General features: G+C 69.7%; 14 protein-coding genes. 6 read left to right on the top strand and 8 right to left on the bottom strand.

Annotated features, from left to right (window positions below):
* Window positions 1–6: 6 nt before the first annotated feature.
* The 5 genes from ACS5PN_RS06230 (at window position 7) to paoC (ending at window position 7,031) form a co-directional block, all read left to right on the top strand.
* Window positions 7–1,386 carry a DUF1501 domain-containing protein gene (locus tag ACS5PN_RS06230; RefSeq protein WP_439463061.1) on the top strand — a complete coding sequence of 460 codons (1,380 nt, stop codon included), beginning with the start codon at window positions 7–9 and terminating at the stop codon, window positions 1,384–1,386.
* A gap of 37 nt (window positions 1,387–1,423) precedes the next feature.
* Entirely contained in the window at window positions 1,424–3,184 is a 1,761-nt protein-coding gene (locus ACS5PN_RS06225; protein WP_439463060.1) for a gamma-glutamyltransferase family protein, read from the top strand.
* A 75-nt stretch (window positions 3,185–3,259) separates the two neighbouring features.
* A complete protein-coding gene (paoA, locus tag ACS5PN_RS06220; RefSeq protein ID WP_439463059.1) occupies window positions 3,260–3,889 on the top strand; it encodes an aldehyde dehydrogenase iron-sulfur subunit PaoA in 630 nt (209 codons plus the stop codon).
* Entirely contained in the window at window positions 3,886–4,836 is a 951-nt protein-coding gene (locus tag ACS5PN_RS06215; RefSeq protein ID WP_439463058.1) for an FAD binding domain-containing protein, read from the top strand. The genes paoA and ACS5PN_RS06215 overlap by 4 nt, the downstream gene beginning before the upstream one ends.
* 2 nt (window positions 4,837–4,838) lie before the next feature.
* Window positions 4,839–7,031, top strand: a complete 2,193-nt coding sequence (gene paoC / locus ACS5PN_RS06210) for an aldehyde oxidoreductase molybdenum-binding subunit PaoC (RefSeq protein ID WP_439463057.1) — start codon at window positions 4,839–4,841, stop codon at window positions 7,029–7,031.
* On the opposite strand, the gene ACS5PN_RS06205 is transcribed toward paoC, so the two are convergent.
* From ACS5PN_RS06205 to ACS5PN_RS06195, 3 genes are read right to left on the bottom strand one after another with little or no spacing between them, the layout of a single operon-like run.
* Window positions 7,028–8,569 carry a hypothetical protein gene (locus tag ACS5PN_RS06205; protein WP_439463056.1) on the bottom strand — a complete coding sequence of 514 codons (1,542 nt, stop codon included), beginning with the start codon at window positions 8,567–8,569 and terminating at the stop codon, window positions 7,028–7,030. The two genes, paoC and ACS5PN_RS06205, sit on opposite strands and share 4 nt — an antisense overlap.
* 9 nt (window positions 8,570–8,578) lie before the next feature.
* Window positions 8,579–9,070: a disulfide bond formation protein B gene (locus ACS5PN_RS06200; RefSeq protein ID WP_439463055.1), complete on the bottom strand. Its 492-nt coding sequence runs from the start codon at window positions 9,068–9,070 to the stop codon at window positions 8,579–8,581.
* Entirely contained in the window at window positions 9,070–9,537 is a 468-nt protein-coding gene (locus tag ACS5PN_RS06195) for a RidA family protein (RefSeq protein ID WP_439463054.1), read from the bottom strand. The genes ACS5PN_RS06200 and ACS5PN_RS06195 overlap by 1 nt, the downstream gene beginning before the upstream one ends.
* Before the next feature lie 80 nt (window positions 9,538–9,617).
* On the opposite strand from ACS5PN_RS06195, the gene ACS5PN_RS06190 reads away from it, so the two are divergent.
* On the top strand, window positions 9,618–12,005 hold the full coding sequence (locus ACS5PN_RS06190) for a DNA internalization-related competence protein ComEC/Rec2 (RefSeq protein ID WP_439463053.1): 2,388 nt from the start codon (window positions 9,618–9,620) through the stop codon (window positions 12,003–12,005).
* A gap of 4 nt (window positions 12,006–12,009) precedes the next feature.
* Here the strand turns inward: ACS5PN_RS06190 and ACS5PN_RS06185 are convergent, their stop codons facing one another.
* From ACS5PN_RS06185 to ACS5PN_RS06165, 5 genes are all read right to left on the bottom strand, one after another.
* Window positions 12,010–12,411 carry a VOC family protein gene (locus ACS5PN_RS06185; RefSeq protein ID WP_439463052.1) on the bottom strand — a complete coding sequence of 134 codons (402 nt, stop codon included), beginning with the start codon at window positions 12,409–12,411 and terminating at the stop codon, window positions 12,010–12,012.
* Window positions 12,412–12,518: 107 nt separating this feature from the next.
* The gene (locus ACS5PN_RS06180; protein ID WP_439463051.1) at window positions 12,519–13,115 is read right to left on the bottom strand and encodes a TetR/AcrR family transcriptional regulator; all 597 of its coding nucleotides are present in this window, start codon (window positions 13,113–13,115) and stop codon (window positions 12,519–12,521) included.
* The gene (mltB, locus tag ACS5PN_RS06175) at window positions 13,112–14,170 is read right to left on the bottom strand and encodes a lytic murein transglycosylase B (protein WP_439463050.1); all 1,059 of its coding nucleotides are present in this window, start codon (window positions 14,168–14,170) and stop codon (window positions 13,112–13,114) included. Before mltB ends, ACS5PN_RS06180 begins: the two co-directional genes overlap by 4 nt.
* Window positions 14,171–14,204: 34 nt before the next feature.
* Window positions 14,205–15,290 (bottom strand): hypothetical protein, encoded by a 1,086-nt coding sequence (locus tag ACS5PN_RS06170; protein ID WP_439463049.1) that lies wholly within the window; start codon window positions 15,288–15,290, stop codon window positions 14,205–14,207.
* 8 nt (window positions 15,291–15,298) lie between these two features.
* Window positions 15,299–16,330, bottom strand: a complete 1,032-nt coding sequence (locus tag ACS5PN_RS06165) for an ankyrin repeat domain-containing protein (protein WP_439463048.1) — start codon at window positions 16,328–16,330, stop codon at window positions 15,299–15,301.
* Window positions 16,331–16,335 lie beyond the last annotated feature (5 nt).

Genomic DNA, 16,335 nt, shown 5'->3' with positions numbered 1-16,335 from the left:
ACGACCATGAAGCTGAATCGACTCCCCGAACTGCAGCGCCGCGAATTCCTGCGTCGTGCGGGTGCTCTCGGCATCGCTGGCACGGCCGCGCCTTGGGCCCTCAATCTCGCCGCCCTGGGCGAGGCCGCTGCGGCCACAGCGCCGGGCGACTACAAGGCCCTGGTCTGCGTCTTCCTCTACGGCGGCAACGATTACGGCAACACGCTGGTGCCTTATGACCCCGCCAGCTACGACGCCTACGCCAACATCCGCCAGACCCTGGCCACGCCGCGTGATCAGCTGGCTGCGACGGCGCTGGCATTGAACGTCGGCGGCCGCCAGATGGCGCTGGCCCCCCAGCTCGGCAAGCTCAAGGGCCTGTGGGACAGCGGCAAGCTGGGCATCCAGCTCAATGTCGGCACGCTGATCCAGCCGACCACACTGGCCCAGTACAACGCCAAAAACGTGCCCCTGCCGCCCAAGCTGTTCTCGCACAACGACCAGCAGTCGGTCTGGCAGAGCAGCTCGCCCGAGGGCGCCACCTCGGGCTGGGGCGGCCGCATGGGCGACCTCTTCCTCGGCGGCAATGGCACAGCCACCTTCACCTGCATCAATGCGGCCGGCAACGCCGTCTTCATGGCCGGCAAGCAGGCCGTGCAATACCAGGTGTCCACCAGCGGCGCCGTGCCCATCAACGGCATCCTGAAGCCGCTCTACGGCTCCCAGGCCTGCGCCGATGCGCTGCGTGGCCTCATCACGGCCGACCGCACGCATTGGATGGAGGCAGAGCTGAACAAGGTCGTCGCGCGCTCGGTCAGCGCCCAGGGCGTGGTGTCGGCCGGCCTGGCCGGCGTGCCGGCCCTGCAGACGCCCTTCGACGCGGCCAACAGCCTGGCCAGCCAGCTGCTGATGGTGGCCAAGCTCATCGGCGCCCGCCAAGCCCTGGGCGCGACCCGCCAGGTCTTCTTCGTGTCGCTCGGCGGCTTTGACACCCACGACTTCCTGCTCGACGAACACCCGGGTCTGCTGACCGCCGTCAACGACGCCATGGCCAGCTTCTACGCGGCCACCGTCGAGCTGGGCGTGGCCAACCAGGTCACCACCTTCACGGCCAGCGACTTCGGCCGCTCGTTGACCAGCAATGGCGACGGCTCCGACCACGGCTGGGGCAGCCACCATTTCGTCATGGGCGGGGCGGTGAAGGGCGGCAAGTATTGGGGCACCTTGCCCTCGGTCAGCATCAACGGTCCGGACGACGTCGGCCAGGGCCGGCTGCTGCCGACCACGGCCGTGGACCAGCTCGGCGCCACGCTGGCGACCTGGATGGGCATCAGCGGCACCGACCTGCCGCGCGTGCTGCCGCAGATCGGCAACTACAGCCAGAAGGACATGGCTTACTTTGCTTGACGTTGGCGGCAGGGCGGCCATGCCTAAGATGGCCGCCATGCTCCGCCTCCTGACGCCCCTCCTGCTGGTCGGCCTGCTGGCCCCGGCCCATGCCCTCGACCAACCCGAGGCCGCCACCACCCGCACCGCCAAGCAGGGCAGCCTGACGGCGCCGGCCAAGCGCTTTGCCGTCACGGCGGCCAACCCGCTAGCCGTGGATGCGGGTGTCGAGATCCTGAAGGCCGGCGGCTCGGCCATCGATGCCACCATCGCCGTGCAGGCCGTGCTCGGCCTGGTCGAGCCGCAGTCCAGCGGCATCGCCGGTGGCGCCTTCCTGATGCACTGGGACGGCCGCCAGGTCCAGTCCCTGGATGGCCGCGAGACGGCACCCGCGGCCGCCACGCCCGAGATGTTCCTCAAGCCCGACGGCAAGCCCCTGCCCATGCGCGAGGCCATCCTCAGCGGCCTGTCCACCGGCACGCCCGGCGTGCTGGCCATGCTGGCAGAAGGGCATCGCCAGCATGGCAAGCTGCCCTGGGCCCGGCTGTTCGAACCGGCCATCCGCCTGGCCGAGCAGGGCTTTGCCATCAGCCCGCGCCTGTTCGAGCTGATGTCGGGCGAGCCGGCGCTGCGCAACGACGCGCAGGCCGCGGCCTATTTCTTCGACGCTTCGGGCACCCCCAAGCCCGTCGGCACCGTGTTGAAGAACCCGGCCTACGCCGCCGTGCTGCGTGGTGTTGCGAAGCAGGGGCCCAAAGGCTTCTACGAGGGCGCCGTGGCCCAGGACATCGTGCGCCGCGTCAAGGCGCAGGCGCGGCCGGGCCTGCTGACCGAGGCCGACCTGGCCGCCTACAAGCCCGCCGTGCGCCCACCGCTGTGCAACGACTGGCGCAGCTACCGCATTTGCGGCTTTGGCCCGCCAACCTCCGGCCACCTGACGCTGATGCAGATCCTCGGCATCCTCGACACCCAGCCCGCCGCCGTGGCGGCCAAGGGCATCACGGCCGACTGGATGCACGCCTATGCCGAGTCGGCCAAGCTGGCCTTCGCCGACCGCGCCCAGTACATCGGCGACCCGGCCTTCGTCACGGCGCCGGGCGGCGACTGGCAGAACCTGCTCAGCCCCGCCTATCTGAAGCAGCGCGGCGCGCTGATCGCGCCGAAGGCCATGGGCGTGGCCGCGGCCGGCCAGCCGGCGGACGTCAAGCAGGCCTTCGCGCCGCAGGCCGAGCAACTGGAATACGGCACCAGCCAGGTCAGCGTCGTCGACGCCGAGGGCCATGCCGTGGCCATGACAACCAGCGTCGAGTCGGCCTTCGGCAATCGCGTCATGAGCGACGGCGGCACGGGCCTGGCCGGCGGCTTCATGCTGAACAACCAGCTGACCGATTTCTCGCTGAACCCCCTCGGTGCCGACGGCAAACCGGTGGCCAACCGCGTCGAGGCCGGCAAGCGCCCGCGTTCCAGCATGGCGCCCACCCTGGTCTTCGACAAGGACGGCAAGCTGCTGATGGTGGCGGGCTCGCCGGGCGGGCCGGTCATCATCCATTACGTCGCCAAGGCCATCACCGGTGCCCTGGCCTGGGGCCTGCCGGCCCAGCAGGCGGTGGACCTGCCCAATTTCGGTCACTTCAACAGTGGCCAGCTCATCGTCGAGCGCGGCGCGCTGACGGCCGAGCAGCTGGCCGACCTGCGTGCGCGCGGCCAGCAGGTCACGGAGACCGACCTGACCAGCGGGCTGCAGGTGCTGCTGAAAACCAAGGAAGGCTGGACGGGCGGCGCCGACCCGCGCCGCGAAGGCATCGTGCGCGGCGAGTAGGTCGCGGCCTTGTCCGACACCGAGCCTCACCCGCCGCCCACTAGGCTGGTTAGATCGTGAGCCGCGGAGTCAGACATGGACGAAGTGCAGGGATGTTGTGTTTCACGCCGGGACGTGTTGATTGCCGGCGCCGGCACGGCGGCTGCAGCCGCCGCCCCAGCCGCTGACCGGGAGCCGGCCATGACGATGGGAACGATCGTACAGCTCACGCTGGAGGTCAATGGCCAGTCGCACAGCGTCGATGTCGACACCCGCACGACGCTGCTGGACCTGGTGCGCGAGCATCTGCACCTGACCGGTACCAAGAAGGGCTGCGATCACGGCCAGTGCGGCGCCTGCACGGTGCTGCTGGATGGGCGGCGCATCAACAGCTGCCTGATGCTGGCCGTCATGGCGCCCGGCGCCAAGGTCACCACCATCGAAGGCCTGGGCACGCCGCAGCAGTTGCATCCGCTGCAGGCCGCCTTCGTCAAGCATGACGGCTATCAGTGCGGCTACTGCACGCCCGGCCAGATCTGTTCGGCCGTGGGCATGCTGGACGAGCTCAAACGCGGTGTGCCCAGCCATGTGACGGCCGACCTGGCCGCCAGGCCGCTGCTGAGCGCCGATGAATTGCGCGAGCGCATGAGCGGCAACCTCTGTCGCTGTGGCGCCTACTCCAACATCGCCGAAGCCATCACCGAAGTCGGCGGGGGTGCCGCATGAAAGCCTTCAGTTTCGAGCGCGCCCGCACGCCGGCCGAGGCCGCCGCGGCCGTCGCGCAGCGGCCCGAGGCCCGCTTCATCGCCGGCGGCACCAATCTGCTGGACCTGATGAAGCTGCAGGTCGAGGCGCCCACGCATCTCGTCGACGTGAACCCGCTGGGGCTGGACCGCATCGAAGCTGCAGAAGGCGGCGGCCTGCGCATCGGTGCCCTGGTGCGCAATGCCGATCTCGCCAGCGACGCTCGCGTGCGCAAGGACTATGCGGTGCTGTCACGCGCCTTGCTGGCTGGCGCCTCGGGGCAACTGCGCAACCGCGCGACGACCGCGGGCAATCTGCTGCAGCGCACCCGCTGCCCCTATTTCTACGACACCGCCCAGGCCTGCAACAAGCGCCAGCCGGGCAGCGGCTGCAGTGCGATCGGCGGCGTGACGCGCTCGCTCGCCCTCATCGGCACCAGCAAGGCCTGCATCGCCAGCCATCCCAGCGACATGGCCGTCGCCATGCGCGTGCTGGATGCCCAGGTCGAGACGGTCAGGCCCGATGGCCAGATGCGCCGCATCCCCATCGCGGACTTCCACAAGCTGCCCGGCGACACGCCCCATGTCGAACACACGTTGGCCCATGGCGAGCTGATCACCTCGGTGCTGTTGCCGCCGCCGCTCGGCGGCGTCCAGACCTATCGCAAGGTCAGGGACAGGGCGTCCTATGCCTTCGCGCTGGTCTCAGTCGCTGCCATCGTGCCGCGCGACGGCGCCACACGCGTCGCCTTTGGCGGCGTGGCCCCGAAGCCCTGGCGGGTCGAGGCGGCCGAGGCCCAGTTGTCGCTTGACGTGCACGGCTTTTTCGGCCGAGCCTTTGCGGGCGCGACGCCCGAACATGACAACGCCTTCAAGCTCAAGCTCGCCGAGCGGCTGCTGGCCGATGTCCTCCATCCCGCGAAGGCCTGACCATGCGATTCGACCAGCCCGCCACCACCAATCCCATCGACCAGGGCAAGGTCGTCGGCCGCCCGACGCCGCGCATCGACGGCCCGCTGAAGACCACCGGCACGGCGCCTTATGCCTACGAGCACCACGACCTGAAGCCGACGCCGGCCGTCGGCTTCGTCATCGGCGCCGGCATCGCCAAGGGCCGCGTCGCGGCCATGGACCTGCGTGCAGCCCGGGCGGCGCCCGGCGTGCTCGCCATCGTCACGGCGCAGAACGCCGGCAAGCTCGGCAAGGGCAGCAAGAACACCGCCAGGCTGCTCGGTGGGCCGGAGATCGACCACTACCACCAGGCCCTGGCCGTCGTCGTGGCCGAAAGCTTCGAGCAGGCCCGCGCCGCGGCGGCGCTGGTCGACATCCGCTACGAGGAGGCCAAGGGCCGCTTCGACCTGGCGGCCGAGAAGCCCCATGCGCCGATCGCCAAGAGCGACGGGATGGGTGGCAAGGCGGTGACGAAGCACGGCGACTTCGAGGCCGGCTTTGCCAAGGCGCCGGTGCAGCTGGACGCGAGCTACACCACACCCGACCAGGCCCACGCCATGATGGAGCCCCATGCCACCATCGCCTGGTGGGAAGGCCAGAAGCTGACGGTGTGGACGTCCAACCAGATGATCGACTGGGCCGTCGGTGACCTCGCCAAGACCCTGGGGCTGCCCAAGGACAAGATCCATGTGAAGTCGCCCTTTGTCGGCGGCGGCTTCGGCGGCAAGCTCTTCCTGCGCGCCGACGTCGTGCTCGCGGCCCTCGGCGCCCGCGCGGCCGGCCGGCCCGTCAAGATCGCGCTGACGCGGCCGCTGATGTTCAACAACACCACGCACCGGCCCGCCACTCTCCAGCGCATCCGCATCGGTGCCGACCAGGACGGCCGCATCCAGGCCATTGCGCACGAAAGCTGGTCGGGCAATCTGCCTGGCGGCGGACCCGAGACGGCACCGGCCCAGACGCGGCTGCTCTATGCCGGGGAGCATCGCCACACCGCCATGCACCTGGCCGTGCTGGACCTGCCCGAGGGCAATGCCATGCGCGCGCCGGGCGAGGCGCCCGGGCTGATGGCGCTGGAGATCGCCATGGACGAGATGGCCGAGAAGCTGGGCCTGGACCCCATCGAGTTCCGGCTGCGCAACGACACCCAGGTCGACCCCGAGAAGCCGGAGCGCCCCTTCTCGCAGCGCCGCCTGGCGGAGTGCCTGAAGATCGGCGCCGAGCGCTTTGGCTGGACCCGGCGCAACGCCCAGCCGGCCAAGATGCGCGACGGCCGCTGGCTGGTCGGCCTGGGCGTGGCGGCCGCCTTCCGCAACAACCTGCTGATGAAGTCCAAGGCCCGCGTGAAGCTGGAAGGCGAGCGCGTCATCGTCGAGACCGACATGACGGACATCGGCACGGGCAGCTACACCATCATTGCGCAGACCGCGGCCGAGACGATGGGCGTGACGCTGGACAAGGTCGTCGTGCGCCTGGGCGACTCGGCCTTTCCGGTGTCCTGTGGTTCGGGCGGTCAATGGGGCGGCAACAACTCGACGGCCGGTGTCTACGCGGCCTGCATGAAGCTGCGTGGCCTGGTGGCGCAGAAGGCCGGCCTGGCCGAGGCGGAATTTGCCGACGGCCAGGTGCGCGGCGGCGGCAAGGCCGTGGCGCTGAAGTCCTTCGCCGGCCTGGTGGCCGAGGACGGCATCGAATACGGTGACCTCGACAAGCGCTACCAGCAGTCCACCTTCGGTGCCCACTTTGCCGAGGTGGCGGTGGACGCGACGACGGGCGAGGTGCGCGTGCGGCGCATGCTGGCCGTCTGCGCGGCGGGGCGCATCCTGAACCCAACCTCGGCGCGCAGCCAGGTCATCGGCGCCATGACCATGGGCGTGGGGGCGGCCTTGATGGAGGCCCTGCATGTGGACACCCGGCGCGGCTTCTTCGTCAACCACGACCTGGCGGGCTACGAAGTGCCGGTGCATGCCGACATCCCGCACCAGGACGTTGTCTTCCTGGACGAGACCGACCCCATCTCATCGCCGATGAAGGCCAAGGGCGTGGGCGAACTGGGCATCTGCGGTGCCGCCGCCGCGGTGGCCAATGCGGTCTACAACGCCACCGGCGTGCGGGTGCGCGACTACCCGGTCACGCTGGACAAGCTGCTGGACGGCCTGCCGGCCGTCGCTTAGACCGACTCGTCCAGATAGCGGTCCCAGGAGAAGCGGGTGCCCGCCGTGTCGATGCGAAAGCTGTAGACGCCGTCGTAGAACTGCTTGAACAAGCCGGCCAGGGCGGGAGCCGGCGCATCGCAGCTCAGCAGCTTCGGGCTGTAGATGGCAAAGCCGCGCGCGTCCGAGGCATTGCGATAGGGGCAGGCCAGGGTCAGGGACAGGGGCTTGCGCTGGGTCAGGAAGCCGCCCGGATAGCAGTGCAGCTCGATCGTGATGGCGTCGGTGCGACCCGTCGGCAGATTGGCGTAGCCGTCGGTGGCACGCACCTGCCAGGGCAGCTTGCCGGGATTGGCCTGCAGCCGCTGCATCGAAGCCTCGTAGGCCGCGTCATCGGCCTGCATGCCGAAGGCCACCACCCGCATGCCCTTGCCCTGCGGTTCCAGCACCTGGGGCACCAGGACGCTGCCGCCTTCGACCATGAAGAGGCTCTGGGCCGCGAAATGACCCGCCTGGCGCACGGCGGCCGCCCATTCGGCCGGCAGCTCCGCGCTCGGCAGGCCTTTCACCATCTGGCGCTTCAGCGAAATCATCGGGCTGCTGGCGGTCAGTCGCAGCGTTCGTGACCAGGCTTCCAGCGTGTGCGGCGGGTCCGCAAGAAAGAGCAGCTGAGACACCAGGGCGAGGGGGAAATACAGCTTGCCGTCCAGCAGGCAGCCGCTGGCGGTCTCGAACTCGAAATCCGTCGGGCCCTGCAGGGCCGTCAATTCCGGCAGGTTGAGCCACTTGATGGAGAGCTGGCCGAGCCGGGCCGTACACATGGCCGCATAGAAGGCCGCGGCCTGCATGAAGTTGCGCGTCGGCGCGTCGGCGATGAAGGGGCCATGCCGAGGCTTGACCTGTTCACGCAACTGCTTCAGCAACGCATCCAGGCGGGCGAGGCTTGGGGCGCTGTAGTCCAGTTGTGCCTGCTTCAGCGCGGTCAGGTAGGCGAGGCCGTCCGGCAACCTCCGGCCCGCCGCGAGCGCCTCCAGAACCTCCCGGCAGCGCGCGTTCTGGTCGATGTCCGCCACGGCGCGCAGCTGGCGCTCCTGCAGACGTTTGGCATCGTGGATGACCCTCGACTCGCAACTGACGCCGCCCTCGAACAGCGCGCTCTCGACATGAGCCAGCGGGTTCAGCGTCTCCTCATCCACGACGGCCATCAGGCGGGTCCAGCGCTCCTCGAGCAGCGGTCGCAGCTCGGGCATGCGCGCGGCGGTGCGGCTGCGGTCCAGCCATTCGATGCTGACACCGGCGCGTCGCTCGACGGCCAGTCCCACGGCCACGGCCGACAGGATCAGAAAGGCCTCGCCGCCGGCCATCTCGTCCAGCGAATGAGGCGTGAGGTGGCTGCTGTGGTGCAGGCCGTGCAGCAGCCTGTCGAGACGCCCCATGCTCTCCAGGCTGCCGTCCAGATTCGCTTCGCGCACCGCGTCTGCGAAGGCCAGGGGTGAGGGCAGCGGCGCGCCCTCGGCCAGGGCGGCGCGGCAAGCCGCCACCAATGCCATCACCTCCATGCGCCGGGCTCAGCGCTTGTTCAGGACCACCAGGCCCAGCGCGGCCAGGGCGGCAAACAGCACGCCGCTCCAGACTTCATAGGGCAGGCCGACCAGGCGGTAGGCCGCTGCATCGGCGCAGTTGGCCGTGATCATGAAGACCGAGGGCCACAGCTCCTCGAGGTTCAAGGCCGTGACGATCTTGTCGGCCATGCCCATGGCGCAGCTGGCGCTCTGCGAAGCCACCTCGTGCTGGAAGACGGCCGCCGTCAGGCCGGCGGCGCACAGCATCAGCACGATGACCAGCACCGACTGGCGCAGCACGCGCTTGGCGCTCACCAGCCAGCCCAGCAGCGACAGGGTGCCGATGAGCAGGAAGATGGCCCGCTGCAGCACGCACCAGGGGCAGGGCTTGACGCCGAACTGGTGCTGGGCGATCAAGGCGATGCCGACGGCGCCAAAGCTCGCCACGGCCATGCCGGCCAGCGCGCGGGCCGGCAGCTTGGAAGGGGCGGTGAACATCAATCTGTGATCTCGGCGATGAGCTCGATCTCGACGCAGGCGCCCAGCGGAATCTGGGCCACGCCGAAGGCGCTGCGGGCATGCTTGCCGGCATCGCCCAGCACGGCGCCAAACAGCTCGGAGGCGCCGTTGGTGACCAGGTGCTGCTCGGTGAAGTCGGGCGTGCTGTTGACCAGGCTCATGACCTTGACGATGCGCACGATCTTGCCCAGGTCGCCGGTGGCCGCCTGCAGGGTGCCGAGCAGGTCGATGGCCACAGCGCGCGCGGCAGCCTGGCCGGTGGCCGTGTCGACGTCCTTGCCGAGCTGGCCGACCCAGGGTTTGCCGTCCTTCTTGGCGATGTGGCCGGACAGGAAGAGCAGGTTGCCGGTGCGCGTGAACGGCAGATAGGCGGCGGCGGGAATGGCCAGCGGCGGCAGGGTGATGCCGAGTTCGGCGAGCTTGGCTTGGATGGCAGAGGAGCTCATGCTTAAAAGCGCGGTGGCGCGAGCGAAAAACCGCGGCATGCTACACCCCAGGTCCCCATATCGCGGGACAGGGAGGGGCATTGGCACAGCGGCCGTGGGGTGTGCGCGAGCTGGTGGCAACGGGCGCGGGCTGGCTGGGTGGGCTGGCGCTGCTGCATCGCTGCGAGCGGCTGCCAACGCCTGCCGAGTACGCGCTGCTGGCGCTGGCCGTCGTGATGCTGCTGTTGCTGCGGCGCCGCCACTGGCTGTTGCTGGCGGGTGCGGTCGCCGTGCTGGCCTTCACGCAGGCTGCGTTGCGTGCGGAGCTGCGCATGAAGCCCGAACTGCACCCCGCCTGGGAAGGGCGCGACCTCGTGCTCAGCGGCCGGGTCGACTCCCTGCCTATTGCCATCACCGGCCAGGGGGGCGTGCCGGGCTGGCGCTTCGAGTTCGAGGTGGAGGCCGTCGGGCCGACCGGCGCTGCCTTGCCGCCCGAAGTGCCGCGGCGGCTGATGCTGCTGGCTTACGACGGTGCCCAGCCCATCACCGCCGGCGAGCGCTGGCGCTTCACGGCCCGCCTCAAGCGCGCCCACGGCCTGGCCAACCCGGGCGGCTTCGATGCCGAGCTGTGGCTGTTCGAGCAGGGCCTGCGCGCCAGCGGCGTCGTGCGCACGGCCGAGCGTCTGCAGACGGCGCCCTGGTGGTCGCTGGACGCCGCACGCCAGCGGCTGCGCACGGCCATTCGCGAACGCGTCGCCGACCCCGGTATGGCCGGTGTGCTGGCGGCCCTGAGCCTGGGCGACCAGAACGCCATCGGCCACCGGGACTGGAACCTGTTCCGCGACACCGGCGTCGCCCATCTGCTGTCGGTCTCCGGCAGCCATGTGGTTTTGCTGGGCTGGCTGGCTGCCGTGCTGATCGCGCCGCTGTGGCGGCGCAGCGCCTGGCTTTGCCTGCGCGTGCCAGCGCCGATCGCCGCGCGCTGGGTGGGCGTGGCGGTGGCCTTCGCCTATGCGCTGTTCTCGGGCTGGGGCGTGCCGGCCCAGCGCACCGTCGTCATGCTGGCCGCCGTCGCTGCGCTGCGCAGCATCGGCCTGCGCTGGCCCTGGCCGCTTGTGCTGCTGGCGGCGGCCGTCATCGTCACGGCGGTCGATCCCTGGGCGCTGATGCAACCGGGCTTCTGGCTTTCGTTTGGCGCCGTCGGTCTGTTGATGGCCGCGGGTGGGGACCATGCCGAGGGCTGGCGGGCCCGGCTAAAGGCCGCGCTGCGCACCCAGCTCATCGCCACCCTCGGCCTGGCGCCGCTGAGCCTGATCTGCTTTTCGCAGCTGTCCCTGGTCGGCCTGCTGGCCAATCTGGTCGCCATCCCGCTGATCAGCTTCGTCGTCACGCCGCTGGCGCTGCTGGGCGGTCTGGTCACGCCGCTGTGGGCCTTGGCCGCATGGCTGATGCAGACCTTGATGGCCTGGCTGCAGCTGCTGATCGCCTGGCCGGCGGCGGTGTTGTGGCTGCCGGCCGCGCCGCTGTGGTCGCAGGGGCTGGCGCTGATCGGTGCGCTGCTGGTCGTACTGAGGCTGCCCTGGCGGCTGCGCGCGGCAGGCCTGGCGATGATGCTGCCGCTGCTGTGGCCGGTCGTGCCGCATCCGCCTGCCGGCGAGTTCGAGCTGATCGCGCCCGACGTGGGCCAGGGCAATGCCGTCGTCGTGCGTACGCAAGCCCATGTGCTGGTCTTCGATAGCGGTCCGGCCTATGCGCCGGGCTCGGATGCCGGCGAGCGCGTGCTGCTGCCGCTGCTGCGATCGCTGGGCGCGCGGCGTCTGGACCTGCTGATGCTCAGCCACCGCGACGGCGACCATGTGGGTGGCGCGGCGGCGCTGATGCAGGCCCTGCCGGTCAGCGAGCTGCGCAGCTCGCTGGAGGCCGGCCACCCGTTGCTGAGCATCGGGCCTCCTACCCAGCGCTGCGAAGCCGGGCAGGCGTGGAGCTGGGACGGCGTGCGTTTTGAAGTGCTGCACCCGACGCCGGCCCATTACGAGGCCGGCCTCAAGTCCAACGACCTGTCCTGCGTGCTGCGCATCACCTCGGCGACGGGCCGACGCGTACTGCTGGCGGGCGACCTCGAGGCAGAGCAGGAACGGCAGCTTGTCAAGCGCGAGGCCGACCTGAAGGCCGATGTGCTGCTGGTGCCGCATCACGGCAGCAAAACCTCGTCGAGCGCCGAACTGCTGGCCGGCGTGCACCCATCGACAGGTGTCGTGCAGGCCGGCTACCGCAGCCGTTTCGGCCACCCCGCGCCGCCGGTGCTGGCGCGCTACCAAGCGGCCGGCATTGCCGTCGTTGCCAGCCCGTCCTGCGGGGCCTGGCGCTGGCAGAGCGCCACGCACGAGTCGAGCTGCGAGCGCGAACTGAGCCGGCGCTACTGGCGCGACCGCGTCGCCGCGCCGATCGCCGACGACACCGGCACCGGCCCGGACTGGGACGGCGAGTAGCGCTTCAGTCGAAGGTGGCGCGGTACTCGGGCGTCGCATCGGCCCGCGTGTTCAGCTCGAACATGACGCCGCCGGGCGCCCGGCAGAAGAAGCGCGAGCCCCGCTCGTGGCTGATGACTTCGGTCTCCATGGGCACGCCGTCGGCGGCCATGGCGGCGTAGAGGGCTTCGACATCGGCCCGTGTCGGCAGTTCGAAGCCGACATGGAAGGTCTGGGGCCAGTCCGGCGCCACGCCGCTGCCGTTCTCGATGACGACGTCGAAGCCGGGCCGTTTCAGGATCCAGAAGCCGCCGACGGGCGAGCGTGTGAAGCCCAGGTATTTCTCGAAAAAGGCCGAGGTCTGGGCGGGGTCCAGGGAGGGGAAGCTCAGGTGGTTGAGCTTCATCGGTGCAAACGTTGTGGTCATGGAAGGCTTCGGTTGATTTGCGAGGCCTTCATCGTCGGTTTTGGCCTGCTTTCAAGCTACTCGCATGGACCGCCCCCCGGGCGTGGCGGCCCTGCCGCGCCTCTTGCTCACATTTGCGCAGCGCCCAGGTAGCCGAACACGGCGGCGCAGAGGCGTTTTTCCAGTGCCGCGGCGTCGTTGTCGCCGCGCAGGCCGGCCGCGTCGGTCAGAGCGCGGATGAGCTGGCCGATGTCGTCCGCTGCATGGGCGATGTCGGCCTGAGGCGGCAGGCCGGGCATTTCCAGCACGCGCCGGATCAGCTCGCTGAAGCCGCTCTCGCCGTCCAGCGCGCGGCGGGTCTCGGGCTTCTCTTCCTCCAGGTCCAGCAGCCGGGCCAGCTCAGCTCGGTCGAGCTGCTGGCGCACGGCCGCCGAGATCAGGTGCCGCAACGCTGCGCGGCCGTCGGGCTGAGCCAGTGCGGCGTTGGCGTCGTCGCGAAAGCGCTCCTTCTCGCGCTGCATCAGCGCGATCAACAGCGCGTCCTTGCCGGGAAAGTATTGGTAGAGCGAGCCGATGCTGACGCCGGCCCGCTCGGCCACCGCATTGGTGTTGAAGGCCTCGAAACCCTGGGCCTCCAGGATCTGGGCCGCGGCTTCGAGGATGCAGGCCACCGTCTCCACGGCGCGCGGCTGCGTCGGCTGCTTGCGGGGCTTCAGCGTGCTCATCGCTGCTGGAGCCGACGCGCCCTCACGGCCTGGCCGAGTTCGATGACGGCCAGCGCGTAATAGGCCGACCAGTTGTAGCGCGTGACGACCCAGAAGTTCTGCGTGCCCAGCAGCACGGTGGGCGGCTTCTTTGGCCCGTTCTGCAACTCGATGACGGCCATGGGGCCGTCGTGGTCGCGGGCGGCTTCGGAGGGCTGGGCGCCGGCCGCGAGCAGGTCGGCGGCGCTGAAGCTGGGCTTGATGTCGGGCGCCAGCAGCCTGGCGCGCTCGCGGCGGTCCGTCGGCAGCTTGACGCTGTAGTGGGTGGCATCGCCGGGCTTCCAGCCGTACTCGGACAGGTAATGGGCCACGCTGCCGATGGCGTCCACCGGGCTGGCAATGAGGTCGACGCGGCCGTCGCCGTCGAAGTCCACCGCATGTTGGCGCCAGCTGCCGGGCATGAACTGCGGCCAGCCCAGGGCGCCGGCATAGCTGCCGCGCACATCGGCAGCGTCCAGGCCGTTTTCGCGACAGAGCTTCAGGAACTCGGCCAGCTCGTTGCGGAAGAAGGCCTGGCGCTCGGCTGCGCGGGGGTGCTCGGTGGGGAAGTCGAAGGCCAGCGTCGCCAGCGCATCCAGCACCTTGAAGCCGCCGGTGATGCGGCCGTAGAAGGTCTCGACGCCGATGATGCCGACGATGACTTCAGCCGGCACGCCATAGGTGCTCTCGGCCCGCGCCAGCGCGGCTTCGTTGTCGGCCCAGAAAGCGACGCCGGCGTCCAGGCGCCTGGGCTCGATGAAGCGGTCGCGGTAGGCCGTCCAGTTCTTGGCCGTGCCGACGGCCGCCGGCAGGATGAGCTGGCGCACGCGCGGCAGGTCCAGGGCCTGGCCAAGCTGCTCGCGCAGCGCAGCGGCATCCCAGCCCTGGGCGGCGGCGAGTTCGTCGGCAAAGGCGACGACCGCAGGACGGTTGCCGAAGGGTTCCGGCGGCGGCGCCGGCTTGGCGTGGTGGGGTTTGGCTTGGGCTGAAAGCGCCAGCAACAGGCCGGCCAGCAGGGGCAGATGTCTGAATTTCACGTCCGCAGCATACGAGGCCGCTCGAGCGGCACGGTCAGCGGATGTCGAACTGGAACTCCTGTTCGAAGACATGGTCGCCGTCGCAGCGGTATTTCGCCAGGGCGCGCACGATGATGCTGCGGAAGAAGTCGGTGACGCGCTTCTCCTTGCTGCCCTTCAGCACCGTGAAGTCGGCCGTCTCCACGACGCCTGCCCGCGTGGCGACTACCGCCTTGAGGATGATGGTGCCGCTCCAGTAGATGGTGGTGCCGGAGAGGTCGGGCTTGGCCATGCTGTCGCAGCGCATTTCGTGGATCTGCAGCAGTGGTGCTTCACGCCGCGCGGGCCGCTGGGCCTTGTCGTCCAGCACGAACTTCATGTCGGCCGGCGGGCTCATGGGGATGCGCCTGGCATCTTCGTTGGCCGTCTTGTTGAACTCGCGCTGGCGGGCCAGGGCATCCTCGATCAGCGACGGCAGCAGGTCCTGCCGCGACAGCTTCTCGCGGAGTTCGGGGGCTGCGTTGTGGCAGCGCGCCAGCCATGCGCGCTTGGCTTGTTCCGGCTGGATCTCGGCGCCCGCGGCCTCGAGGTCGCGGATGATGGAGACGATGGGATCAGGCCTGGCCTTGAGCAAGTCGGCCATGCGACGGACATAGGCCGGCAGCAGCGCATAGCGGTCGGCCGTCAGTGCACCTGGCTGGCAGGCCACCAGCGTGACCGTGGGCGCGAAATTGGCCACCATCCAGGCGGTCTCGCCGTCCTCGTCGGGCATGTTGATGGCCAACCGCACGGCCGGATCGCTCAGCAGCGCCTGGACGATCAGCGCGTAGCCGCTGCCCGCGGCCAGCATCAGTGGCGTGCGCCCCTGCGCATCGAGTTCGGTCAGGGAGAGATGGCCCGGCGAGCGCGCAATCAGCGCGCTGATCTGGTCGGCCACGGCCCGTTCAGCCTCCTGGGGCGTTTTCGTGGCTTTCGGGTCGTCCAGGATCTTGCGGATGTCGACGCCCAGGTGGTCGATCAACTGGCGCGGCGTTCGGCCCGCCTGGGCCTGGGCGACCGACAGGCAGCAGAGCAGGCCCAGCAGCAGGGCGGTCGAGGCGCGCAGGCCATTCGGGAAAAGGAAGTTCAGCAAGCGAGGCATGCGCAATGTCATTCGACCTTGAAATTGAAATCCTGCTCGAAGACGTGGTCGCCTTCGCACTGGTAGCCCGCCAGGGCGCGGATCAGGGCGCCGCGGAAGAAGTCGACGACCCGTGGGTCCGGGTCGGCCGGAGACATCACGGTGAAGTCGACACCCTCCACAATGCCCGCGCGTGTGGCGATCCTGGCGCGGAAGAGCAGGCTGCCTGACCAGTCGAGCGCACCGCGCAGGGCCGGCGGTGTCATGCGCGCGCAATTCACCCGCTTGACGTCGAGAACGGCCGGCGTGGGCATGGCGATGAATCGCATGCCCTCCGGCGGCTTTTGCGCGATGCCGACGTCGCCTTCGCGGTAAGCCTTGTTGAAGGCCATCAAGCGGGCCAGCGAGCCGTCGACCAGGGAAGGCAGCAGTGGGCTCCTGGCGATGACCTGTTGCAGTTCCGGCGTCGCATTGGGGCAGCGCGCCACCCAGGCCTTCCTGGCCGCCTCAGGGGTGGGCTCGGCGCCAGCAGCCTCCAGCACCTGGACGATGGCCGCGACGACCGAGGGCTTGGCCTCCATCAAGCCCGTCATGCGCTGCAGATAGGGGCGCAGCAGGGGGTAGCGTTCCAGAGTGAGGGCGCCAGGCTGGCAGGCCATCAGCGTCATGGCCGGTGCGAAGTTGGCCACCATCCAGGCGGTCTCGCCGTTCGCGTCCGGCCGGTTGATGGCGGCCCTGACGTCGGCATCGGCCAGCAAGGCCTTCACGACGGGCAGATAGCCGCCGCTGACGGCCAGCATGAGCGGCGTGCGCCCCTGCTCGTCGGTATCGACCAGGGCGGCCCGTGATTCGGGATGGGCCATCAGGGCGCCGATCTGCTCCGCCACCGCGCGTTCGGCATCGGCTTGCCGGCCCTGTCGGGCGTCGGCGTTGGCCTGGCGAAGCGTGATACCCAGCTTGTCGATCAGCTGGTGGGCGGTGCGGGCCGGTGGGTCGGCCTGAGCGAGGGGCAGCGTCAGCAGCAGTGACGTTAGCAACAGGGCTTGCAGTCTTGTCGGCATGGGGC

The sequence above is a fragment of the Roseateles sp. NT4 genome (assembly GCF_051857475.1).
GTDB lineage: Bacteria > Pseudomonadota > Gammaproteobacteria > Burkholderiales > Burkholderiaceae_C > Pelomonas.
Note: the sequence above shows the minus strand (reverse complement) of the source record. Positions and strands in the feature narration are given on the sequence as shown.

Coding starts and splice junctions, on each gene's coding strand:
- ACS5PN_RS06230 (WP_439463061.1), top strand. CDS start 7: ATGAAGCTGAATCGACTCCCCGAACTGCAGCGCCGCGAATTCCTGCGT.
- ACS5PN_RS06225 (WP_439463060.1), top strand. CDS start 1,424: ATGCTCCGCCTCCTGACGCCCCTCCTGCTGGTCGGCCTGCTGGCCCCG.
- paoA (WP_439463059.1), top strand. CDS start 3,260: ATGGACGAAGTGCAGGGATGTTGTGTTTCACGCCGGGACGTGTTGATT.
- ACS5PN_RS06215 (WP_439463058.1), top strand. CDS start 3,886: ATGAAAGCCTTCAGTTTCGAGCGCGCCCGCACGCCGGCCGAGGCCGCC.
- paoC (WP_439463057.1), top strand. CDS start 4,839: ATGCGATTCGACCAGCCCGCCACCACCAATCCCATCGACCAGGGCAAG.
- ACS5PN_RS06205 (WP_439463056.1), bottom strand. CDS start 8,569: ATGGAGGTGATGGCATTGGTGGCGGCTTGCCGCGCCGCCCTGGCCGAG.
- ACS5PN_RS06200 (WP_439463055.1), bottom strand. CDS start 9,070: ATGTTCACCGCCCCTTCCAAGCTGCCGGCCCGCGCGCTGGCCGGCATG.
- ACS5PN_RS06195 (WP_439463054.1), bottom strand. CDS start 9,537: ATGAGCTCCTCTGCCATCCAAGCCAAGCTCGCCGAACTCGGCATCACC.
- ACS5PN_RS06185 (WP_439463052.1), bottom strand. CDS start 12,411: ATGACCACAACGTTTGCACCGATGAAGCTCAACCACCTGAGCTTCCCC.
- ACS5PN_RS06180 (WP_439463051.1), bottom strand. CDS start 13,115: ATGAGCACGCTGAAGCCCCGCAAGCAGCCGACGCAGCCGCGCGCCGTG.
- ACS5PN_RS06170 (WP_439463049.1), bottom strand. CDS start 15,290: ATGCCTCGCTTGCTGAACTTCCTTTTCCCGAATGGCCTGCGCGCCTCG.
- ACS5PN_RS06165 (WP_439463048.1), bottom strand. CDS start 16,330: ATGCCGACAAGACTGCAAGCCCTGTTGCTAACGTCACTGCTGCTGACG.